The 21,894-nt window shown below is 61.2% G+C and carries 15 protein-coding genes and 3 tRNA genes; 8 read left to right on the forward strand and 10 right to left on the reverse strand.

Annotated elements, in window-relative coordinates; translation table 11 throughout:
* Positions 1–170: 170 nt before the first annotated feature.
* The 10 genes from Q0K00_RS07070 to Q0K00_RS07115 all read right to left on the reverse strand — a co-directional run bounded on the left by Q0K00_RS07070 (position 171) and on the right by Q0K00_RS07115 (position 14,939).
* A complete protein-coding gene (locus tag Q0K00_RS07070) occupies positions 171–3,224 on the reverse strand; it encodes a type I restriction endonuclease (RefSeq protein ID WP_297228268.1) in 3,054 nt (1,017 codons plus the stop codon).
* A complete protein-coding gene (locus Q0K00_RS07075; RefSeq protein ID WP_297228269.1) occupies positions 3,221–4,504 on the reverse strand; it encodes a restriction endonuclease subunit S in 1,284 nt (427 codons plus the stop codon). Before Q0K00_RS07075 ends, Q0K00_RS07070 begins: the two co-directional genes overlap by 4 nt.
* Before the next feature lie 109 nt (positions 4,505–4,613).
* Positions 4,614–6,398, reverse strand: a complete 1,785-nt coding sequence (locus Q0K00_RS07080; RefSeq protein WP_297228270.1) for a class I SAM-dependent DNA methyltransferase — start codon at positions 6,396–6,398, stop codon at positions 4,614–4,616.
* A gap of 522 nt (positions 6,399–6,920) precedes the next feature.
* Positions 6,921–8,345, reverse strand: coding sequence for a sensor domain-containing diguanylate cyclase (locus tag Q0K00_RS07085; protein WP_297228271.1), 1,425 nt, complete (start codon positions 8,343–8,345; stop codon positions 6,921–6,923).
* Positions 8,346–9,473: 1,128 nt separating this feature from the next.
* A tRNA-Glu gene (locus Q0K00_RS07090) sits at positions 9,474–9,550 on the reverse strand.
* A gap of 17 nt (positions 9,551–9,567) precedes the next feature.
* Positions 9,568–9,642 (reverse strand) — tRNA-Gln (locus Q0K00_RS07095).
* 168 nt (positions 9,643–9,810) lie between these two features.
* Positions 9,811–10,323: a nucleoside deaminase gene (locus tag Q0K00_RS07100; protein WP_297228272.1), complete on the reverse strand. Its 513-nt coding sequence runs from the start codon at positions 10,321–10,323 to the stop codon at positions 9,811–9,813.
* A 372-nt stretch (positions 10,324–10,695) separates the two neighbouring features.
* Positions 10,696–12,123 (reverse strand): Asp-tRNA(Asn)/Glu-tRNA(Gln) amidotransferase subunit GatB, encoded by a 1,428-nt coding sequence (gene gatB / locus Q0K00_RS07105; protein ID WP_297228273.1) that lies wholly within the window; start codon positions 12,121–12,123, stop codon positions 10,696–10,698.
* A 186-nt stretch (positions 12,124–12,309) separates the two neighbouring features.
* On the reverse strand, positions 12,310–14,067 hold the full coding sequence (locus tag Q0K00_RS07110; protein WP_297228274.1) for a hypothetical protein: 1,758 nt from the start codon (positions 14,065–14,067) through the stop codon (positions 12,310–12,312).
* Positions 14,068–14,075: 8 nt separating this feature from the next.
* Complete coding sequence (locus Q0K00_RS07115; RefSeq protein WP_297228275.1) at positions 14,076–14,939, reverse strand: NAD(+)/NADH kinase; 864 nt, start codon at positions 14,937–14,939, stop codon at positions 14,076–14,078.
* Positions 14,940–15,033: 94 nt separating this feature from the next.
* On the opposite strand from Q0K00_RS07115, the gene Q0K00_RS07120 reads away from it, so the two are divergent.
* The 8 genes from Q0K00_RS07120 (at position 15,034) to Q0K00_RS07155 (ending at position 21,893) form a co-directional block, all read left to right on the forward strand.
* On the forward strand, positions 15,034–15,657 hold the full coding sequence (locus tag Q0K00_RS07120; RefSeq protein WP_297228276.1) for an SIS domain-containing protein: 624 nt from the start codon (positions 15,034–15,036) through the stop codon (positions 15,655–15,657).
* Positions 15,658–15,664: 7 nt separating this feature from the next.
* Positions 15,665–15,898 carry a zinc ribbon domain-containing protein gene (locus Q0K00_RS07125; protein ID WP_297228277.1) on the forward strand — a complete coding sequence of 78 codons (234 nt, stop codon included), beginning with the start codon at positions 15,665–15,667 and terminating at the stop codon, positions 15,896–15,898.
* Between the two features lie 9 nt (positions 15,899–15,907).
* The gene (gene hemC, locus Q0K00_RS07130) at positions 15,908–16,837 is read left to right on the forward strand and encodes a hydroxymethylbilane synthase (protein ID WP_297228278.1); all 930 of its coding nucleotides are present in this window, start codon (positions 15,908–15,910) and stop codon (positions 16,835–16,837) included.
* A 5-nt stretch (positions 16,838–16,842) separates the two neighbouring features.
* Positions 16,843–19,299 carry a Lon protease family protein gene (locus Q0K00_RS07135; RefSeq protein ID WP_297228279.1) on the forward strand — a complete coding sequence of 819 codons (2,457 nt, stop codon included), beginning with the start codon at positions 16,843–16,845 and terminating at the stop codon, positions 19,297–19,299.
* A 103-nt stretch (positions 19,300–19,402) separates the two neighbouring features.
* Positions 19,403–19,981: a TetR/AcrR family transcriptional regulator gene (locus Q0K00_RS07140; RefSeq protein WP_297228280.1), complete on the forward strand. Its 579-nt coding sequence runs from the start codon at positions 19,403–19,405 to the stop codon at positions 19,979–19,981.
* A gap of 102 nt (positions 19,982–20,083) precedes the next feature.
* Positions 20,084–20,230 carry a hypothetical protein gene (locus Q0K00_RS07145; RefSeq protein ID WP_297228281.1) on the forward strand — a complete coding sequence of 49 codons (147 nt, stop codon included), beginning with the start codon at positions 20,084–20,086 and terminating at the stop codon, positions 20,228–20,230.
* Positions 20,230–21,738 carry a sodium:solute symporter gene (locus Q0K00_RS07150; RefSeq protein ID WP_297228282.1) on the forward strand — a complete coding sequence of 503 codons (1,509 nt, stop codon included), beginning with the start codon at positions 20,230–20,232 and terminating at the stop codon, positions 21,736–21,738. The genes Q0K00_RS07145 and Q0K00_RS07150 overlap by 1 nt, the downstream gene beginning before the upstream one ends.
* Before the next feature lie 81 nt (positions 21,739–21,819).
* Positions 21,820–21,893 (forward strand) — tRNA-Glu (locus Q0K00_RS07155).
* Position 21,894 lies beyond the last annotated feature (1 nt).

The raw sequence follows: 21,894 nt of genomic DNA on the forward strand, positions 1-21,894 counted from the left end.
TTTTCCGCTCACTTTTGGCCGGGCGGCGCTGTGCTGCCGCCTCGCATTTTGCCTTTTTCAAAGGCAAAATGCTCTAGTATGTCGATACAGGCGCGACGGCGGGCTGGCGCTTTTGCACGGCGGGCGTTCGCGGGACGCCGGGAATGCCGTCCGCCCCGCCCTGCTCTTTTTCAGTATCCGTTCCCCCGCTCCAGTTCCCGGCGGCGGACGATGGCCTGTTGCCAGATGTTTTCCTTCATCAGGGTGCTGAGGAAGTCCAGCGCGCCGGGGGTGGCAAGCAGGTCGCGGAAGGCCGGGCCGCCGGTCTGGGCGGCCAGGTTCGCGCCGGTCTGGAAGGCGTTCCGGTAGACCATGTCCCATGTGGCGCGGCTGCCGGTCTCCGCAAGGCCGATGAGGCGCTGTTCCACGTCCAGTACGCTTTTTTGCAGTTCGGCAAAGTGCTTCACCTGTTCGGCGGGGGTGAAGGTGGTGCCGAAGCGCTGGTTGAACTTGTCCACGATGTCGGACAGGCTGGCGAATTCCCTGGGGGCCGGGGGGATCGCTTCGCCCTTGATGCCGGAGAAGCCGGATCCCGTGGGAGTGAGGGGGATGTCCTGTTCTCCGGTCTTGGTCAGCCGGTAAAAGGCAAGGTCGATCTGGCCGTCGAGATCGACGAGGCCGTCGTCCTCCGGCGGCAGAGCGACGGCAAGCTTTTTGGCGAAGAGGGAAAAGAGGTGCATCTCCTCATCGAACAGGCGGAATATCTGGGTCAGGAAATTATAGAGGCGGACAAAGCGGGACAGTTCGCCGCGGAAGGCGCGGCGCCGCTCTTCCGGCAGGGCGGCCACGTTATGCAGCACCGGGGCCAGTGTGGCCGAGGCCGCGGCAAGGGGGCTTGTGCCCGCCGGGCCGCCTTTGCGCAGGATCGCGCCGAAGGCCGCCACCTGTGCGAGCGTGTAGACGCCGAAGGCATCCAGCCGCCGGCGGATGTCGTACAGCAGGCCGGGTTCGGTCTCCTCCTCCAGCACGGTGGCCTCGTAATAGGGGGCGAAGGATAGCTGGATCTCCTCCGCGCTGTTGGCGAAGTCCAGCACAAAGGTATCCTCCTTGCCGGGAGCTGTGCGGTTGAGGCGGGACAGCGTCTGCACGGCCTTGACGCCCTTGAGGCGCTTGTCCACAAACATGGTGTGCAGCAGGGGCTGGTCAAAACCGGTCTGGTACTTTTCGGCCACGATAAGGATCTGAAAATCCCTGGCAAAGCGATCCGGCAGGTCTCGTTCCGTGATATTTTCGCCGTGTATGGCGGTATTGAGCTTCGCTTCCGTCCAGGTGCTTTCCCGCCCGGCGTCCATGTCCCGCACTTCGCCGGAAAAGGCCACCAGCGCCCGGATGCCCGTCAGGCCGCCCGCGCGGATCTGGCGATCGAATTCCCGCATGTAGCGCACGGCGTGCAGGCGCGAGCGCGTCACCAGCATGGCTTTGGCCCGGCCGCCCAGCTTGTGGGCCGTGACCGTGCGGAAGTGTTCCAGCATGACGGCGGTCTTTTGGGCGATGTTGTGCGGGTGCAGGTCAGCGAAACGTTCCACGGCGCGCGCTCCGGCCAGCGTGGCGTAGACGGGGTCATCCGCCGTTTTGCGCACCAGTTTGAAATAGGCTTTCCAGGTGGCGTAATTGCGGAGCACGTCCAGAATGAAACCCTCTTCGATGGCCTGCCGCATGGAATAGATGTGGAAGGCGCGGAAACGCCCGTCCGCCTGCCGCCGCCCGAAGAGTTGCAGCGTCTTGGCCTTGGGGGTGGCCGTAAAGGCGAAAAAGGAAAGGTTGCCATGCCTGCCCTGCGCGGCCAGCTCCTGCCAGACCGCATCCTCCTTCATCTCCTCTATGGCTTCGGCGCGGCCCTCCAGCTCGGCGTATTCCTCCAGCGCGGCCTCGGCATCGGCCAGCGCGCGCTTGAGCTTGAGCGCGGCCCGGCCGGTCTGCGAGGAATGGGCCTCGTCAACGATGACGGCAAATGTGCGGTCGGTGTGGCGCACCTCCTCAAAGATGACCGGGAATTTTTGCAGGGTGGTCACGATGATGGCCTTGCCGTCGTTGATGGCGTCGCGCAGGTCGGCGGAACTCTTGCGGACGGGGTGGACCAGCCCCCTGGTCTGCTCAAACTGGCTGACCGTCTTTTGCAACTGGTCATCCAGCACGCGGCGATCCGTGATGATGATGACGGACTGGAAGATCTTCCTGTTGTGCGCGTCATGCAGGCCGCTCAGGTGGTGGGCCAGCCAGGCGATGGAATTGGACTTGCCGCTGCCCGCGCTGTGCTGGATGAGGTAATTTTGGCCCGTGCCCCGCTGCCGGATGTCGTCCAGCAGCCTGTGCAGCACGTCCCACTGATGATAGCGGGGAAAGATGAGGCTTTCCTTGCGGATGGGCCTGCCGTGTTCGTCCTTTTTTTCCTCGACCTTGAGATGAAGGAACTTTTGCAGAAGCTCCAGCAGGGAATCGGCCCGCAGGACGCGCTTCCAGAGGTAGGCGGTAGCGTAGTCGCCGTCCGGGGAGACGGGATTGCCCGCGCCGCCCACCTCGCCCGCGCCGTTGCTGCCCTGATCGAAGGGAAGGAATTCGGTATCCTTGCCCGCCAGACGGGTGGTCATGCGGACGTGGTAGAGGTCCACCGCAAAGCAGGTCAGCACGCGGCGCTTGAAGGCAAAGAAGAGGTCGTCCGGGGAGCGGTCGTACCGAAACTGGCGCATGGCGTGCTCCACCGTCTGGCCGGTGAAGGGATTTTTCAGCTCCAGACAGATGACGGGGATGCCGTTGACGAGCAAGGCCACGTCCACGCTGTTTTCCCTGTTGGGACTGTAGCGGAGCTGGCGGGTACAATGCAGCACGTTGCGGCGGTAGAGGGCCACGGTCTCGGGATTGAGGTCGTTTTCCGGCTGCCAGAAGACCACGCGAAAGGCCACGCCCCGGATGCTGAAACCATGTCGCAGCACGTCCAGCAGGGAGCGTTTTTGCACTTCCTGGCAAAAACAGTTGCGGAAAACGTCCTCCGCCTTGTCGGGGTCGCGCTGCTCGTGCCTTTTCCACGCATCGGGCTGGCTGGCGCGCACAAAATCCAGCAGGGTCCGCACGTCCAGCGCCCGCGTGCGGTCGAAACGCGCGGGATCGCCCGGCGTGTAGCCGCCCTCCTTACAGAGCCACGCGCAGATGTCGTCCTCAAAATTCCGCTCCCGCAGGTCGTCGATCATGCGGCTACCTCCCGCTTGCCGGTGACGCATTCAAAAATGAGGCTTTTTTTGTATTCCGCCAGCTTGCCCAGCAGCTCGTCCTTCTCCGCCAGCAGGGCATTTATGCGCGCGCATTTTTCATCCAGATACGCGGCAATGCGCTGCTGCTCGTCGAGGGAGGGGAGAACTAAGGGCAGCATGAAAATTTTACTTGCCTTAATTCCCTCTGCAGTTGATCCAGTTGAAAGACTTTGGAGAAAAAATTGAAAACCAGATGACATAATCCAATATTTTAGAAAAATGCTATTCAATATGCTTTTTTTAACTCTAAACTTTATAACTCTTTGTGCCAATGCAATATTTTCTTTATCGACTAATGCAACTTCTCCTAAAGGGGCTTCAGTTGTAAATAGAATATCACCCTTTTTGGGCAATCCTCTTTTCATAATCGAGAGATAGTCTTTTTCGCTTACATATTCCTGTGATAATGAATAATCTATTTTTCCATTCTTTATATTTTTAGCAGTAACAAGAAAAATACCAAATTCTGTTTTTTCTGGAGTTTTTCCTCTATAATCTACAATGCTATCTAATTGTTTTTTTAAAGGGACAAGTTCCCACCCTACCGGGATTTCCCCTATCCACGGGACGCCGCTGTCTTTCATGGGGGCATCCGGGTCAAGCCCCCTGGTAACGACTTCGGTAATGAGGGAAAGCTTATAGGCGCGGAGCTTTTCCCTGCTCTGGCGTACAAGTTCCATCGTTTCGTCGATGCGGGCGCACTGGGCGTCGAGGTAGTCGGCAATGCTCCGCTGTTCGGGGATGGAGGGGATAAGTAAGGGGAGCCGCGAAAGTTCAGCAAACTTTAAATTCTGTCTAACGCCATTACCCATCATATAAAATACTTTGAGTGTATCGTAGGTGTGCAATAAATACGAAAAAAAAGAGCTTTGTACATTGTTCTTGTTTTCAATGGCAATATATGCTGAAGTTATTATGCCTTGTTTTGTTACTAGACCAGTTCTCAAACTGGTTTTATCATTCTGCAAATCCGTTAATCTAAGTATAATATTTCCAGTCTCAACAATATTGTATGTTTCAAAACTCTCTGGAAGGAGACCCATATTTGTTTCAATATCTCTTTTAATGATTTTACCATAGCTTAATGATAATACATTACTTTCTTTTAATTTGATATTTTTACATTTTCTTTCTTCAAATAAAGAAAATAATGGATTTACCTCCCACTCTGCGGGGATCTCGCCAATCCATTCAATGCCGCTGTCTTTCATCTGTCGCATGGTTGCTGGTCCTTTCTGGTAAAGCGCGCTGGGGGAGGGATGGGGGGTGCGGGGGGAAGGGAGGCCCCTCCCGCGCGAGGCGAGGGGCCTCCCTTCCCCCCGCGAACAGTTACCGTTCCTCGGCAAACAGGGCGGCGAGGCTGTCGGCCAGCCGGAGTTCCAGATCGTGTATCTCGACGGCGAGTTCGGCGGCGGGTCGCGGAGGGGTGTACTGATAGAAATAGCGGGTAAAGGGGATCTCGTAGCCGACCTTGCTCTTGCTGTGGTCTATCCAGGCGTCGGGGGCAAAGGGGAGGACCTCGCGGGCGAAGTAGTCCTCGATATTTTCCCTGAGGGGGACATTCTCGGTGTCGCGGCGGGCGGCATCGGCCTTGCGCTTGCCGGGCTTGCGGCCGCGTTTTTTGGGAGCATCGGCGGCGGCCGGGGTAGCGTCTGCGTCAGCGGAGGCGGACGCCGGGTCGGCAGCGGCGGGGTCGGCGGGGCGCTCGATGGTTATCTTGGTATAGCCGAAGTCGGCCACATCGAAAATCTTGCTGCGCGGGCTTTCGGCAAAGTCCGTATAGAGGCGGCAGATCTCCTCGATGGCGGCCGGGGGGATGTCGTTGCGCTTGTTGCCGAGGGATTTACGGCGTTTTTCGTAGAGGTCGGCGGCGTTGATGAGCTGCACCCTGCCGCGCCGGGCGGCGGGCTTGCTTTTGCAGAGCAGCCAGATGTAGGTGGCGATGCCGGTATTGTAAAAGATGTCGTTGGGCAAGGCGATGATGGCGTCGAGGTAGTCGTTTTCCAGAATATGGCGGCGGATCTCGGAGGGGCCGCTGCCCGCGTCCCCGGTGAAGAGGGGGGAACCGTTCTGGATGATGGCCGCCCTGCCCGTGGGCTTGAGATGGGCCACGGCGGTTTGGAGAAAGAGCATCTGGCTGTCGGAGATGCTGGGCAGCCCGGCGAAAAAGCGCCCGTCGGCGCGGGCGGCCTCGGCTTCCACCGCGGCTTTTTCGTTTTTCCATTCGCGGCCGAACGGCGGATTGGAAAGGATGTAATCGAAGGTCTGGCCGAAAAACCGGTCGTCGGAGAGGGTGTTGCCGTTCTTGATGAAGTCGGCCTCATTGCCCTTGATGAGCATGTCCGCCTGACAGACGGCAAAGGTCTCGTCGTTGAGCTCCTGCCCGCAAAGGATGAGGCCGGCGCGGCTGTTGCGCTTGTGGATGTGCTCCTCCGCCACGGAAAGCATCCCGCCGGTGCCGCAGGCCGGGTCATAGATGGTGGTGGTGGCGTTGCCGTCGGCGGGGGCAGCGTCGTCATGGGCAAAGAGGAGGTTCACCATCAGTTCGATGACCTCGCGCGGGGTGTAGTGCTGCCCGGCGTCCTCGTTGTGGGCTTCGGAAAAACGGCGGATGAGCTCCTCGAAGATATAGCCCATCTCCAGATTGGAGACCTTGTCCGGGTGGAGGTCGGCCTTGCTGGTGGTGTATTCCTTGAGCACCAGATAGAGGATGTCCTTTTCCGCCATCGTGGCGAGGTGCGGCCAGAAGGGCTTGAACTTGTCCAGTATCCGCCGGACGTTGGGCGAGAAGGCGTCGCAGTAGGCGCGGAAGTTGGGCACCAGACCGGCGGGAGCGTCCAGCAGGCGCGTAAAGGTGAAGGGGCTGGTGTTGTAGAAGGAAAGACCGCCGGTGGCGGCGCGCAAGGCCGCGTCCAGCAGGGGCGTGTCCTCGTGCTCCTTGAACGCGGCCAGCACGGCGGGCTTGGTGGGTTCCAGCACGCTGTCGAAACGGCGGATGACGGTGAGGGGCAGGATGACCTCACCGTACTGATGCGGCTTGAATGCGCCGGTCAGCTTGTCGGCAATGGCCCAGATGAGATTGGCTTTTTCGGCAACGGTGGCGGCAAGGGACATGGGCGGTATATCCTCGGCAAAGGGTGACGGACGGCGCGGCGCACCGGCGAACGGCACACACGGAACAGACAGGACACAATACGGGGCGAAGAACGAAACGACGCCCTACGGGCAAGAGTATATCGGCTGGACGGCAGGCAGGCAAGGCGCGGGGGCGTCCCTGAAAGCAGCCCACAACGGACAAGACCGTGCGAGAGAGCGCACGGGCGTGCTTTGCCGCACCCCAAGGGCGGGCAAACTCTCCGACGATGACGCGAAAGGGAGGACCGGACGGCGGGAGCGGCCGCGTATCAGGGGAACGACAGGGCATGGGAGAAGCCAGGACAGGCCGCTTGCCGCAGCACTGCCGAACGCGGGGGTGATCGCTTCGCGGCAAGCCCGGCTGCCGTGTCGCCTCGTGAGCGTGCACCCCATCGACGACGGTCGTACCGTCCCCAGGATCCCCCGCCTTGCGCTGGATGCCGGGCGATGGGCGACACAGTCAGCGAAAACGGAGCTTTTCGTCTTTTTGAGGGCTTTTCCTCACTGCCCGCTCTTGTTGCTCGTCGTGCGAGAGTTCTTTTCAATGTACATACGCCTGTCGGCAAGCTCCAAAAAGAACTCTCCAGCGCTCATATGCGCAGGCTTGCCCAACAGCATTTCATTGCTGGGAGAGAGGGTCCCCATACTGACTGTGACATCCAAGTCCTCTTCGCCTATGCGGTAGGTGAATTCAAGGCGACTTTTCATGTCCCGGATGCGTTTGGGGGAATCCGTACTGTCATCCAACGGGCAATAGAGTACGGCGATAAATTCATCTCCACCGAATCTAACGGCGAATTCATTATAATCAAGTTCCCGCAGAAGTTTTCTGGAAAACTCAATAAGGATCTGGTCGCCTATGACGTGTCCGAAACTGTCGTTTATCCGCTTGAAATTATTCAAGTCAAAAACGCAGAGAAAGAGATTCGTGTTCCTTGTGCCGTAGCCTTGCAGATACTTCTCCAGCAATGGCTCGAATGTTTCCCAAAAAAACTTTTTATTATACAGTCCTGTGAGGCTATCAAGAAATACTTCTTTTTTTATGTCCTTGTATTTTGCGATGAGCTGGACAAAATATGCAGCCAGGAATGACAATGCGGCACAGACAAGAAGTGATATGCATACGAGGATAACTAATCTCTTTACATTGAGAAATCCGCTTTTAGGCGCAATATCCATATGCCATGTGGCATTCTGTAGTTCTATATCATATGTGACGAAATCATCCAGAGGCTCCTCCGAATGCAGCAAGACGGCCTTCTTGCCATCGGTAGGGTTGATCCGCCACAGTCGCCAGTTGAATTCCGCCTGCGTCAGGATCTCAAAATTTACCCTCGAAACAAGGATATCCGGGAAGCGATATATTATGACTGCAAATCCCCAAAAATCATTTTTCCTCTCATCCGAGGGGAAATAGATCGGCTGCCGAAACGCAAGACCTACCCCTCCCTGACGAAGATGGAACGGACCTGAAAGGGTTATTTTCTGGGTGTCCTTTGCCAGTTCGGTTTCTTTTCTCCTCTCTTCATCTTTCAGAAGGTCATGCCCAAGCGCGACCTTGTTTTCTTCATACGGAAAGACATGAGAGACCACCCCATTGGGGGCAAAATTTATGGTCATTATCTCAGGACGACTTTTGGCTATCTCCTGGGCTGTGGTGTTGAAATCCTTGATGCTCCAGTTATCGACACTTGCAAGCGTATAGAGCGGAATCAAATCAGTGGACAAATCGTAAAGCTGTCTTGATATCTTCTCCACAAAGAGATAACCATAAAATCTTGTCAACCGTTGCTTTTCATTGTAGTCGTCACGAAAAAAAATAAAGATGCAAAAAAATATGATCACCGCGGAGTATATGAATGCTCCAGTATATACCGCTAATGTGCCAGATCCTCTTTCGCTTTTCTTCCAGTGGTGTAGAGTCATAGCAGCACCCTTTATCGTCGGGACTACGTTCAACGCGGTGTCGGCTCATCGCTCCGGCACTATGGCCTTGTGCGGATGCACGACACTGAAACAAATCATAAATATCAGAATATAATTTATTGTGTTGAGACGGGGAGTCTCAGGCGGATGTTCTCCACTTGCGATCACTGAGACAAAAAGACATTCGGCACGAAAAACGTCAGTGGATCTCTTCGCGGGGGAGAGGTCGGAGCAAGGCAAGGCAGACTCATGGTGAGGAGCGATGCGTCCCATAGAGCAATTCCACATTGAAAATGTGGATCGCTCTGGTAGTCGCGAGAGCGACTACCCGCAACCGAACACACGGAAAAACCACGCTTTTTCCGTAGTGTGAGGGCAGCGTCAGCATGGAAATTGGACACAATTTCAATGCGAATCCGCTCTAGATCGGCTGACGCATCGTGGAAGCCTGGATACTTCATGGGGCAAGTCCACTCTCGTTTTTGAAAATCAGAAAACTTGCGGGGCTTCCCTATCACGCTGTCAGCAAGATCAGCAGCGCGGGAATGACAGGCAGCCCCGGCAGGCCGCTCACGATTTTCACCATCCCCACAGTAACCATTATCACTCGCAGGAGCAAGTAGAGGGTGCTTGGCGGCTTGCTCGTGCTGTGGTCTGGTCGTTTTGATCGTCGATGCGGCCGCTGCCGCCGGCTTTGTCCGCCCTATCATCCGTGCACATGCCCGATGGGACATCTTGTCCCGCTTGTTCGGAAGCGCCCTCCCCCACGACGCTCTTTGGTGGGCAGGCACATCATCGGCCGGTACTCGGAGGAGGGGCGCGTGTGGTCTCGCGCTGGGATCGGGGCGAGTGTCCCGCTGCTGTTTCGCCTCGCGCAAGGTGGGGCGCAGAGCGTGGCGGGAAAACCTCTTCCCGCGCTGACGGCGACAAGAGAAGGCGGCAACGTCATCCCTTCTCCCGTCCCGGCGGCGGAAAGGAAGTATCCCGCGTTCGGCGCAAGACGGCCTGAGTGAGGCCGGACAGGGGACAGCGGGTGACGCGGACGCGGAGCGGTTATCGGGGAGCGCTTCCGAAACCGTTTCCCAACGAAAAAAGGTCACATCGAAAGATGTGACCTTTTGCTCTCTTTGGCGTCCCCAAGGGGATTTGAACCCCTGTCGACGGCGTGAAAGGCCGTTGTCCTGGGCCGGCTAGACGATGGGGACGCACTATGAAGTTTTGTTGGCTGGGCTGCAAGGACTCGAACCTTGATTAGCGGAGCCAGAATCCGCCGTCCTGCCAATTGAACGACAGCCCAACGCGCAAGTGGCAAACTACCGAAACAGCCCCCCCTTGTCAACGAAAAATTTTTCTTTTTTATCTTTTTATTCTATTTTTGGCTAACATGCTGAACAAAATGATTTTTTTGATAGAAACTCCCCTCCTCCGCCGGGGCCGGGGAAGGGAGAGGGGTCGGTGCGGGCTATCAATACAGTTGATGGCCCGGCATGGCTCGCCACTCGTCATAGAGGGCGGCCCCTTCGGGCAGGAAAAGCCGCCGGACGGCAAGGTGGCCGAGGTCCATGTCCTCCGCCTGGCCGGGCGTACAACGGAAGATGCGCCCCACAGCCTCGAGAAAGGCCGCGTCGTCAAAGCCTATCGCGCGCGCGGCGGCGTAGTCGTTACAATAATAGAGGGTGGAGAGGCGGGACCAGAGGATGGCCCCCAGACACATGATGCAGGGAAAGCCGGTGGCATAGAGGGTGCACCCCCGCAGATCCAGCCGCCCGGCCTTGCGGATGGCGGCGACCTCCGCGTGCATGGTGCAATCCTGCGTGCCCAGCACTTCATTATGGGCCACAGCGATGATGTCCCCCGCCGGACCGGCGATGACCGCCCCGAAGGGGCCGCCCTGCCGGGCCGACATGCCTTCGCGCGCGGCCTCGATGGCGCGCCGCATACAGTCCTCGTGGCGACGGCGTTCCGTATCGTTGTGCATATGTCCTCCTGAAAGCGGTACAGAGGCCCTTGCGGGGCCTGTTCGTGTGGCGGGCGATCTTCGGGAAACGGGGCGGATCGCGTCCCCACGGCTTGCCCGCACGTTTTTTTTCATGGGGATGCGGCGGCAAACACGCGCTTGCGGGACGCGCCGCGGCTCGGCGCGGGACGGCATGGGATTTCCCCTGCCGTGTGCGGAAGAGTACGGACGTTCCCACGCGCCGGAGGGCGTGCGGGAGCGGGAAGGGACGCGCGCCTGCCTGCCGTGCGGGCCGCATATCTCGCCGTCCCCGGCGGGGCGATGCCCGTCCGCAGGCGTACAGACAAGAACGCCGGGAAAGGCTGCCCCTTCCCGGCGTGGACGGCGTTTGCCTCAGCCCAGCTTTTTTTGCAGAAGTTCGTTGACCAGCGCGGGATTGGCCTTGCCCTTGGTGGCGCGCATGATCTGCCCCACAAAGAAGCTCATGAGCTTGGTCTTGCCGCCGCGGAAGGCTTCCACCTCGGCGGGATTGTCGGCCAGCACCTTGTCCACCGCGGCTTCCAGCTCCGAGGAGTCCGATATCTGTGCGAGCCCCCTGGCCTTCACATAGGCTTCGGGCATCTCGCCGCTGCGCATGAGGTCGGCAAAGATGTCATTGGCGATCTTGGCGCTGATGAGGCCCTTGTCCACGATGTTGACCAGCTCGGCCAGGGCGGCGGGCGTCATGCGGCAGTCGGCAAGGCTGCCGCCCCCGGCGTTCAGCTCGCGCAGCAGCGCGCCCAGCATGAAGTTGGCCACCTTGCGCGGCTCGGCCAGACGGGCGGCCTCCTCAAAAAAGTCGGCCATGGCCCGACTCTGCACCAGCACTTCCGCTTCGGGCAGAGGGAGTCCGGTCATCTCCACGAAGCGGCGCACCCGCGCCTGCGGCAGTTCGGGCAGTTCGGCCTTCCAGCGGGCCATCTCCTCGGCGGAGATGCGGACCGGCAACAGGTCCGGGTCCGGGAAATAGCGGTAGTCGTGGGCCTCTTCCTTGCCGCGCATGGAAATGGTCACGTTCTTGACCGCATCATAGAGCCGCGTCTCCTGCACGATCTTTTCCCCGTCGGCCAGCGCGTCCTGCTGGCGGCCGATCTCGTAGTCGATGGCGCGCTGGACGTTGCGGAAGGAATTGAGGTTCTTCAATTCCGTGCGGGTGCCGAAGGTGGGACAGCCCACGGGCCGGATGGATACGTTGGCGTCACAGCGGAAACTCCCTTCCTCCATGTTGCCGTCACAGACGCCCAGATACGTCACGATGGCGTACAGCGCCTTGAGATAGGCCACAGCCTCGGCGGACGAACGCATGTCCGGCTCGGAGACGATCTCCACCAGCGGCGTGCCCGCGCGGTTGAGGTCCACATAGCTGACGTTCTCCCCCTGCGCGTGGATGTTCTTGCCGGCGTCGTTCTCCATATGGATGCGGGTGATGCCGATACGCTTTTGCGTGCCGTCCACGTCTATGTCCAGATGGCCGTGCTCGCAGATGGGCAGGTCGAACTGGGAGATCTGGTAGCCGGAAGGCAGGTCGGGATAGAAGTAGTTCTTGCGGGCAAAGACGGAACGGTCGTTGATGGCGCAGTTGGTGGCCAGACCCACCAGCGTGGCGTAATGGACGGCCTGCCGATTGACGCGCGGCAGCGCGCCGGGCATCCCGGCGCAGACTTCGCAGACGTTGCTGTTGGACGGCTGCCCGAAGGTGGTGGGGCAGGAACAGAACAGCTTGGATCTGGTGGCAAGCTGCACATGCACTTCAAGACCGATGACGGCTTCATAAGCTGGCATAGGGACTGTACTCCATAAGATGCGGCCGGTCGACGCCGACCGCGCGTTTAGCGTGTTGCCGTGAAATCCGCGGGGAACGAGGCAGTTTTCCCTTGAAAAAAGCGGGCTGGGGAAGGGATTGGAGGGAAGGGGAAGCCCTCCCGCGCCGGTGGGGGGACTCTTCCCCCCAAAAAATCCGCTGCCGCCCTACGCCTCATGCCGCCGCCGGCCCAGGACGGCATCAAAATATTTGCCGACCCCGTACTCGCCGCGTCGCATGAACATGCGCGCTTCGGGGCCGATGATCTGCATCTCCCGGTTTTCGGCCTGCATCTCCAGGGCGATGCGCATCTCCTTGGTGCAACCCGTGGAATAGGTGGCGTCCTTGCCCGTCCAGGCGGCGGGCATCTTGCGGCCCAGCAGGGCAAAGCTCTCCTCGATGTCCTCCACCGTCTGGAAGCGCCAGATGTCGATGCAGCCGCTGCGCTGCACGCGCTCCCACATGTACATGAGATCGTCCCCGTCCATGCCGTCCACGAAGTGCTCGGCCGGATTGATGATGAAGGTGTTGTCCACCTGGCGGCGCAATTTGTCAACAAAGGCCCGCGCCAGCTCCACGGCCGTGCGCGTCTGCCCCGGGATGCTGCCGATGATGCAGCTGTAGAACATGACGTTGCGTCCGGCCCGGCGGGCGGCGCGCATCTGGTTGATGATGCTCTCGGCCTGCGCGGCGATGTCCTGTTCGTTGAACTTGTGCGCCTGCGGACTGTGCGGCCGGAAGGCGCTCCGCCTGCCCTGCCCGTCCTGCCAGAAGCAGAGGATGTCCCGCGTGAACTGGTGGCTCGTGCCCAGCAGGATGTCCGCCGAAACGCGTCCCTTGGCCAGGATGAGATCCGCTTCTTTCCAGGCTCGGGAAAAAGTGACGGAGACCCGGTAGAGATTGAGGGCCTCGCTGGTGCCGTCATGGATGACGGCGAGCCGGTGCGCGCGCAGATGGCGCAGCAGGTCGTTCTTGCCCGCCCGTTCGTCGTGCAGGATGCCCTCCCGCGAGACGAGTTCCCGCAGGCCGGGGTCCTCCTCCAGATCGTCCAGCACGGGAGCCATGCCGTAGCAGGCGGACTTGACGGCATAGACGACGCGCATCCCCAACTCCGTGCACAGGTGGGCAAGGGAGAGGTCCAGGGCCGTCCCGCCTTCCTCATCACAAAGAAAAAGGACCGTGCCGTGTCTGGCGGCGGTTTGCAGCAGGATGCGGCAAGCGGTCTCCATCTCCTGATCCGCGCGCGCGAAAAGCTGATGGAAGCGTTCCGCCGGACCGCCCTCCGTCAGATCCGCCGCATCGCCGGACAGCGCCAGCACCAGACGCCGCGCCAGCGCATGGCGGGAAAGACGTTCGCGCTCCACCCGCAGACTGCGTCCGGCCGTCAGGGCAAAATCGGGCGGCAGGGTATCCAGCGCCTCCCACAGGGCCTCTTGCCGCAGCAGACGACACTGGCGCTGATGGGCCGCCTGACGGCGGGCTTTCCACGGGTCGCCCCACGGGTCGTCGAGGGTCAGCATCTGCGCCGCCATGCGCTTGGCCAGTCGGCTGGGCAAAAGCGTTCCCGGCGCGGTGCCCTGCCGGTAGCGCAGGCGACAGAATTGCAGCAGCAGACGCCGCTTGTGCGTGGAAGGGATCTGGAGCACGAGACGCTTCGTCTCCTCCCAGATGGCTTCATACTGTTGGCGCAGCGCCGTCTTGTCGCGGCTCTGGAGCTGGCGGAACACCGCATCCGAACAGGGGAGGTAGACCTGCCCTTCCTCGAGGCAGACCATGAAGGAAAGCTGCTCCGGCCCGGCGATGATGTGGGGATTCAGGGGATAGGCGATGTTGTTGTCCACCATGACGCCGTAGATCCAGGCGTCAAGGGCGGCATCGCGCCCGAGACGGATATCCGCGGCTCGTTCGAGGAAGCGGCGTCGCATGGCGGTCCCTAAAGGCTGCGTCCGCCGGTGGCGAAGTTGGTCACAAAGCCCCGCGTGCGCAGGCGCTCGAAAAAGGGCACCTCCGCCCCCGCGAAAAAGACGGCGTCCTCCTTGCCGGTGACTTCCACCGTATCACCGATGCAGAGCACGATGCCCTCCTGACCGTCGATGGTCAGGTAGCTTTCCGTACTGCCCGGCAGGACATCCAGCGAAAAGAGCGCCTTCCCCGGAAAGATCATGGGCGGGATGGTGTTGAGGAAGGGGCAGATGGGCGTGAAGACGATGGAGCGCAGCGAGGGATAGAGCAGCGGCCCCCCGGCGGAGACGCTGTAGCCGGAACTGCCGATGGCCGTGGAAAGGATGAGGCCGTCACTGCGCAGATCGCACATGTGTTCGTCATCCACATAGATGCCCAGACTGACCAGCCGGGACATGGAGGAGCGCCCCAGCACCACGTCGTTGACGGCATGGCCGCGCGCGGCCTCCCGGCCGTCCCGTATGAGCCGCCAGGAAAGCGCCGAAGCCGGACGCAGGGGCATCTCACCGGCCAGGCAGGCCGTAAGGCAGGGCTCCCATTGGTCGGGCTGCACCTCCGCCAGAAAGCCGACCCGCCCGAAATTGATGCCGAGCAGCGGCACCCTGCTGCCCACCATGCGGCGCGCCACGCCGAGCATGGTGCCGTCCCCGCCGAGGACGACCACGAGGGCAAGTTCCGGGTCCGCATAGGCCGGAGAGCCGATACCGGCCCGGCATTCGCTGACGCGGCAGTTTCGCTGCCGCAGCCATTGGGCAATGTCTCCGGCAAGGGCCGCGGCCTCATCGCTGTTGGCCTTGACGACAAGAAGGATGTGCTTGCTGGGGCTTTCGTGCATTGGCGCATCTTATGTCAAGCCCGGCATGACTGCAAGTCTGTCCCGCCTTTTTTCGCGACTTGTCAGACCGCGGGCTTTGCCGTACAAGACGGACATGATTTCCTTGCACGCCGCGCGGGACGCCGCGACGCCCCTTGAGCTCATGGAACGCCATGCAGAGGAAGGGGCGCGGCTGCGTCGTCTTTTTTTTCAGGAGGCCGGTCTCCTTGTGCGTCAGGCGGCCCACGGCATGGCCGTGGCGCTTGCCGCGGGCGGCAAGCTGCTGCTTTGCGGCAGCGGCGGGGGGGGTCTTATGGCCCGGCAGATGTTTGCCCTGCTGACGGGCCGTTTCCTGCTGGATCGCCCCGCCCTGCCCGCCATCCTCCTACCGGAGGCCGGCGTCCCGTCGGAAGGCGGACAGGTCGCGTTTGCCCGGCAGATCGAGGCGCTGGGCACGGCAGGGGACGGACTGCTCCTCTTTTCTCCCTCCGAGCCCTGCCCCGCTCTCCTCGCGGCGGCAGAGACGGCCCGGCATCGGGAGATGTATGTGGCGGCATTCACCGGCGAGCGGGACGGCGACCTCGGCGCGCACAGCGATATCCTGTTATGCGTGCCGCATACGCAGACGCCGCTGGTGCAGGAGATCCACATGGCGGCCGGTCATCTTGTCTGCCGGCTCCTTGACTACTATCTGTTTGAAAATCCGGCGGCCCTGCGACCGGCGGCCGCCACAGCATGAGGTCCGTATGCCTATTTACGAATATGCCTGCGACAAATGCGGCAAGGAATTCGAAGAACTGGTTTTTGACGACAGCACCCCGCCCTGCCCCCACTGCGGTTCCTCCCAGACGCACAAGCTCATGTCCTGCTGCTGCGTGCACGGGGCCAGTCAGGGAGGCGGCGAGTCCTGCGCCACTTCCGGCGGCGGAGGCGGCTGTGCCGGATGTTCCGGCGGCAACTGCGCAAGCTGCGGACATTAGGAGGCGCGCATGGCTGTACTGACCATCGCGACCCGCGGCAGCCGCCTGGCCCTCTGGCAGGCCGAGCATGTCAAAAACCGTCTGCTGGCCCTTGTGCCGGAGGCGCGGATCGAGCTTGCCGTCATCAAGACTCGCGGCGACATCATCCTGGATGTGCCGCTGGCGCAGGTGGGCGGCAAGGGGCTTTTCGTCAAGGAGATCGAGGAGGCCCTGCTGGACGGCCGCGCGGCGCTGGCCGTGCACAGCATCAAGGATGTGCCCATGCAGCTCCCCGACGGGCTGACGCTCGGCTGCGTGCCCGAGCGGGAAGTCTGCACGGACTGTCTCTTGTCGTTCCGCTATGCCGGGCTGGACGATCTGCCGCACGGCGCCTGCGTGGGCACGAGCAGTCTGCGCCGACAGGCCCAGCTCCTGGGCCTGCGTCCTGATCTGAAGATCGTCTCCTTGCGCGGCAATGTGGATACCCGGTTGAAAAAACTGGAAAACGGCGAGTATGACGCCATCGTGCTGGCCTCCGCCGGCATACGGCGGCTCGAACTCGCGACGCCCTACATGCAGCCGCTGCCCCCGGATCGCTTCGTTCCGGCGGTGGGACAGGGCGCGCTGGGCATCGAGTGCCGCGCCGACGATACGGCCACGCTGGACTTGCTGGCCCGTCTCGAACATGCGCCCACCCGCATCTGCGTGGAGGCCGAGCGCGGTTTCCTCGCCGGGCTGGACGGCGGTTGTCAGGTGCCTATCGGCGCCCATGCCGAAATGACGGACGACACCCACTTTACCCTTGAAGGACTCGTGGGCGAAGTGGACGGCAGCCGCATCCTCCGCGCCCGGCTCGACGGTCGCGCCGAAAATGCCCGTCAGACCGGGCTTGATCTGGCGAACAGCCTGCTGGATCAGGGGGCCCGAGACATCCTTGAACGACTTTACTGCAACAGGTAGACGCCATGCCGCCCGTATCGCCCCTGCCCGCTTCCCGTCTGCACGCCATCATGGATCCCGCCCGCATCCCGTGGGAGGACAGCAGCCGCATCCCTCGTCCGCGCAACGGCGCGGGCAGCCGCAGCGCCTTTCAGCCCAGATTCCTGCAGGCGATGGATCTGGCGCTGGCCATCCAGACGCCCGGTTACAATATCTATGTATCGGGTGAGAGCAATCTGGGGCGTACCTATACCCTGCTTGCCTATCTTGAGCCGCAGGCCCGCAAGGCTCCCCTGCCGCCCGACCTCGTTTACGTCAACAATTTTGCCGATCCGGACAGCCCCATCCTGCTTTCCCTGCCCGCCGGGCAGGGGCGCAAGCTCAAGGAGAGCCTGTCCGCCGCCGTGGAGGCCATCAGTCGCGAGCTGCCGCGTCGTTTTGAAGGCAATACCTTCATGCGGCAGCGCGCCAAGCTGATGGACAAGTTCCAGCAGGCGCGCAACAGCCTGCTCAGCAAGATGAACAGCGTGGCGGCGCATAAGGGCTTCAATCTGGACATGGACGAGGGCGGCAGCCTGACGCTCTATCCCCTGCTCAAGGGCAAGCGCCTCAGCGACGAGGAGTACGAGAGCCTGGACAATGCGGTACGCACCAAGCTCAAGCGGCGCGGGGAGACGCTGGTGCAGACCATGGCCGGATTCATGCGGGAGCTGAGCAAGGCCGAAGAATCCTTCCATGACGACGAGCGGGACCTTGAGCGCAAGGTCATGGAGCAGGTGCTCGATGCCGAGCTGGCCCCGGTGTGCCGCCGTCTGCTCAAGGCCTGTGCCTGCGAGGGGCTGGAAAATTACTTCACGGCCCTGCGTGAGGACATGCTCAAGAATACGGACCTCTTCCTGCCGCGTGAAGCACCGGCGGGCGCGCCGGGCAGCGGTGATGCGCCGCATCCGCCGCAGAACCTGCCGCCCGATCCCGGCCTGTACCGTTATGGGGTCAATCTTTTTGTGGACAACGGGGACGGCAGCGGCGCGCCCATCGTGGTGGACGATCATCCGACCTCGGTCAATCTGTTGGGCTGCATCGAGCGTGAGTCCGAAATGGGCGCGCTGGTGACGGACTTCACCCTCATCAAGGCCGGCAGCCTGCACAAGGCCAACGGCGGTTTCCTTGTGCTCCGCATCGAGGATGTCCTCCAGCATCCGGGCGCGTGGGAGGGACTCATGCGCGCTCTGCGGTCCAGTCAGGCCCGCATCGAGGACGGTGGCGACATGCCGGATACGGCCATCCGTACCAAGGGGATCACTCCCCAGCCGCTGCCGCTCCAGCTCAAGGTTGTGCTCATCGGTGATGAGGGGCTGTACGAGACCCTGCTCGAGAATGACGAGCGCTTTGCCAAGCTTTTCCGCATCAAGGCCCAGATGGCCGACATCATGGAGCGCTCGGCGGCGGGGATACGCTTTTACCTCTCCACCATCGCGCGCATCGTCGAGGAGGCCGGTCTGCCGCCCTTTGACCGCAGCGCGCTGGCCTGGCTGGTGGATCTGGGATCGCATCTCTGCGAGGACCAGCGTCGGCTTTCGCTCAAGTTCCCGCTCTTGCGCGAGCAGATGATCGAGGCCGCCGCCCTTGCCCGCATGGAAGGCAAGGACAAGGTGAGCGGGGAGATCCTCGAACGCGCCTATGCCGCGCGCACCTACCGGGTCAATCTGGTGGAAGACATCTTCATGGAGGAATACGACCGCGAGATGATCAAGGTCTGTACCTCCGGTTCCGCCATCGGGCAGGTCAACGGCCTTTCGGTCACTCTCCACGGCGATTTTGAGTTCGGTCTGCCGCACCGCATCTCCTGCACGGTGGGCGTGGGGCATGAAGGCATCATCGACCTCGAACGCGAGGCCGAGCTGGGCGGCCCCATCCATACCAAGGCCATGATGATCCTCAAAAGCTTCCTGACGGACATGTTTGCTCGCAAGAAGCCGCTGGTGCTTTCCGGATCGCTCTATTTCGAGCAGAGCTATGCGGGCATCGAGGGCGATTCGGCCTCCGGCGCGGAACTCATCGCCCTGCTGTCCGCGCTGGCCGACGTGCCGGTGCGGCTGGATCTGGCCATGACCGGCGCGGTGAGCCATTCCGGTCAGATCCTCGCCGTGGGCGGCGTGACCCGCAAGATCGAAGGCTTTTACAAGGTCTGCGCGCGGCACGGGCTCACGGGTACGCAAGGGGTCATCATCCCGCAGGACAATGTGGATCACCTCATGCTGTCCCCCGAAGTGCTGGAGGCCGTCGAAAACGGTCGCTTTGCCATCTATCCCGTGCGGCGTATCGACGAGGCGCTGACCCTGCTGACCGGTATGCCCTGCGGGCGACGGCGCAAGAATGCGACCTTCACCCCCGGCAGTCTGTATGCTCTGGTGGACAGTCGGCTGGAGCAGCTGGGCGACTACGCGCAGAACGCTTTCCGCCGCAGTCGGAAAAACGGCTGAGACAGGAGCGCAAGCTCCAGGCGGGCTTGACTTCATGACATTGATTGCGTAAACAGTCAGGTCGGAGACATTCCCCTCAACCTCAACAGGTACAGTCCCGACGATGGCGAGCAAAAACAAGAAAGAAGCCTTGCTTCAGGCGGCCAAGGAACTTTTTGGCGAGTGCGGTTATGTGGAGACGACCTTCAAGAAAATCTCCGACCGCGCCGGGGTGGCCCTTGGCCTGCTGACGCACCATTACGGCAACAAGGAAAAGCTTTTTCTCGCTTCCGGCCTTGACGTGCTGGAAAATTTTCTGGTCGTGCTGCGCGAGTCCAGCATGGAGGCCCACAACGGTTTTGAGGCCGTCATGTGTTTCTGCAAGGCCTATCTTGACTTTTCCGTGGACAAGAACTCCAACTGGCTGGTGCTGGTGCGATGTTCGCCGTACAGCGACATGAAGACCAAGACGGATCGCGATCTCATGGACTCCATGTTTTCGCAGGTGCATTCCGAGTTGGAAGGGCTTATTGCCCGCGGCATCTCCGACGGCAGCATCGCCAAGGTGGAGCCCAAGGGGACAGCCCAAGTCATCATTTCGCTCATGGTGGGCGCCAACCGAACGCGGGTACTCACCCCCTACGCCCAGCCGGATCTGTACGAGCAGGTGCTGGCCTTTGTTGCCAGAGCCGTAAAAGCCTGATACGTCAAAAAAACGCCGACTTCGGTCGGCGTTTTTTCGTTCCCGCTCCTGACGCGACGTACTGCTCCGGCACGCCGCGTCACTTCGTACCCAGAGGTTACCATGAATGCCGAACCCCTTTCTTTCCTCGCCGTGTTCCAGCAGGCTGATGCCGCCGTGCAGCTGGCCGTGGCTTCCCTGCTCTTCTCCCTGCTCTTCTCCCTCTGGGGGCTGCTGCGCCTGAAGTTGCGCAAAGGGAAGGGATACTGATGCAGACACTGCTCAATGTCCTGATCTGGGTCGGCTACATCGGTCTGTTCGTCTACCTTGCCCGCAAGGGCGAGGGACATGATGCCATGCATACCGGCAAGATAAATTTTGCCGTGCAGGCGCTGGCCTATGTGGCGACGTACATTTCCGCCGTGGCGCTGGTCGGCTTCGGAGGGCTTTCCTATGCTTACGGGCTCCAGATGCTGCTGGTGGCCGCCGGCAACGTCTGGCTCGGCACCTGGGTCGTCTACCGCTTTCTGGCCTGGCCTACGCGCCTTTGTCAGCGTAATCTCAACGCCCGCACACCGTCGCAACTGCTGGCCCGTGGTCATCGCTCCCCGGCGCTGGGGAAGTTCCTCGCCCTGCTCTTTGCCGTCTTTCTGGGCGTCTACGCTTCGGCGGTCATCAAGGGGGCGGCCCTGCTGCTGGCCCAGATCCTGCCGCTGCCGGTCTGGCTGCTCATCTGGCTCGTGGCCTTGCTGGTCGCCTTTGCGGTCTATGTTGGGGGGCTGCGCGGTGTCCTGTATACCGAGGCCATGCAAGGCTTCATCATGCTTGTGGGCATCTGTATGCTGGTCATGGCGGTTTTCAAGCAAGTCGGGGGACCGGTGGCCGGCATGGCCGCCTTGCGGCAACTTCCGCCGACCGCGCTGGCCAATGAGGGCTTTCTTGCTCTTTCCGCCGGTCAGCAGGGCTGGTTCATCATTTCGCTGGTCATCGTCACCTCCATCGCCGTCTGGGCACAGCCACAGATGATCCAGCGCCATTTTGCCCTCACCTCGGCCAGGCAGGTGGACAGCATCACCCCGCTGGCCATGCTGGTGCTCACCGTGCTCGTGGGCGGAGCGTATTTTGTGGCCGCGCTGGCGCGCCTCATTTTGCCGGAAAGCGTGCCGCCGGATGAAGTCATGCCCCTGCTCGTCCGGCAGCTCCTGCCGGAGGTCGGCCTGCAGATCTTCGTGCTGGCCATCGCTTCGGCCTCCCTTTCCACGGCAACGGCCATCTATCACATCGCCGTATCCGCCATTGCCGAAGACCTGCCGGGGCGCAAGGCCTCGCGTCCGGCCTGGCTGGCGGGCATCATTTTCTGCGTGCTGCTCAGCGGCGGCTGCGCCCAGATCAAGGGGCAGCTCATCGCCCTGCTCTGCACGACCAGCTGGAGCATCGTCGGCGCGACCGTGCTGGTGGCCTACGTGGCGTTGGTGCGCTTCGGCAAGCGCAGCAGCCTGGCCGCCTGGCTGAGCTGCGCCTGCGGCTTTACGGCCTGTCTGGCCTGGTACCTGCTCAGCCACGAGGGCTTTTCCGCCTTTGTCTACTCTCTGGCCACGCCGGAGGCTACCGTCAGTGCCGTAACGCCAGTCCTTACCGTGCTGCTGGGCGAAAGCGCCGCCCGCATCCCGCCCTTTTTCGTGGGCTTCGGCTGCTCGCTGGCGGGCTGGTTTGCGGGCTGGGCCTGCGACGCCACCGGCCGAAAGCACTCCAATTTTTGGCCAACATCCCAAATTTAATGGATTTTTAGGAGGATAATTTTTTTTTGATTTTTTGTTGACAGAACCGGGGGTTGTGCGTAGATTCTCTTTCTGTCGAGCGTCCCCATCGTCTAGCCGGCCCAGGACAACGGCCTTTCACGCCGTCGACAGGGGTTCAAATCCCCTTGGGGACGC

Source organism: uncultured Desulfovibrio sp., assembly GCF_944327235.1.
In the GTDB taxonomy this organism is placed as follows: domain Bacteria; phylum Desulfobacterota; class Desulfovibrionia; order Desulfovibrionales; family Desulfovibrionaceae; genus Desulfovibrio.

Bases quoted from the DNA above. Each gene is read 5' to 3' on its own strand.
- Q0K00_RS07150 (WP_297228282.1), top strand. From the start codon at position 20,230: ATGCAGACACTGCTCAATGTCCTGATCTGGGTCGGCTACATCGGTCTG.
- Q0K00_RS07140 (WP_297228280.1), top strand. From the start codon at position 19,403: ATGGCGAGCAAAAACAAGAAAGAAGCCTTGCTTCAGGCGGCCAAGGAA.
- gatB (WP_297228273.1), bottom strand. From the start codon at position 12,123: ATGCCAGCTTATGAAGCCGTCATCGGTCTTGAAGTGCATGTGCAGCTT.
- Q0K00_RS07125 (WP_297228277.1), top strand. From the start codon at position 15,665: ATGCCTATTTACGAATATGCCTGCGACAAATGCGGCAAGGAATTCGAA.
- Q0K00_RS07100 (WP_297228272.1), bottom strand. From the start codon at position 10,323: ATGCACAACGATACGGAACGCCGTCGCCACGAGGACTGTATGCGGCGC.
- Q0K00_RS07080 (WP_297228270.1), bottom strand. From the start codon at position 6,398: ATGTCCCTTGCCGCCACCGTTGCCGAAAAAGCCAATCTCATCTGGGCC.
- Q0K00_RS07075 (WP_297228269.1), bottom strand. From the start codon at position 4,504: ATGCGACAGATGAAAGACAGCGGCATTGAATGGATTGGCGAGATCCCC.
- Q0K00_RS07070 (WP_297228268.1), bottom strand. From the start codon at position 3,224: ATGATCGACGACCTGCGGGAGCGGAATTTTGAGGACGACATCTGCGCG.
- Q0K00_RS07145 (WP_297228281.1), top strand. From the start codon at position 20,084: ATGAATGCCGAACCCCTTTCTTTCCTCGCCGTGTTCCAGCAGGCTGAT.
- Q0K00_RS07085 (WP_297228271.1), bottom strand. From the start codon at position 8,345: ATGACTCTACACCACTGGAAGAAAAGCGAAAGAGGATCTGGCACATTA.
- Q0K00_RS07110 (WP_297228274.1), bottom strand. From the start codon at position 14,067: ATGCGACGCCGCTTCCTCGAACGAGCCGCGGATATCCGTCTCGGGCGC.
- Q0K00_RS07135 (WP_297228279.1), top strand. From the start codon at position 16,843: ATGCCGCCCGTATCGCCCCTGCCCGCTTCCCGTCTGCACGCCATCATG.
- Q0K00_RS07120 (WP_297228276.1), top strand. From the start codon at position 15,034: ATGATTTCCTTGCACGCCGCGCGGGACGCCGCGACGCCCCTTGAGCTC.
- hemC (WP_297228278.1), top strand. From the start codon at position 15,908: ATGGCTGTACTGACCATCGCGACCCGCGGCAGCCGCCTGGCCCTCTGG.
- Q0K00_RS07115 (WP_297228275.1), bottom strand. From the start codon at position 14,939: ATGCACGAAAGCCCCAGCAAGCACATCCTTCTTGTCGTCAAGGCCAAC.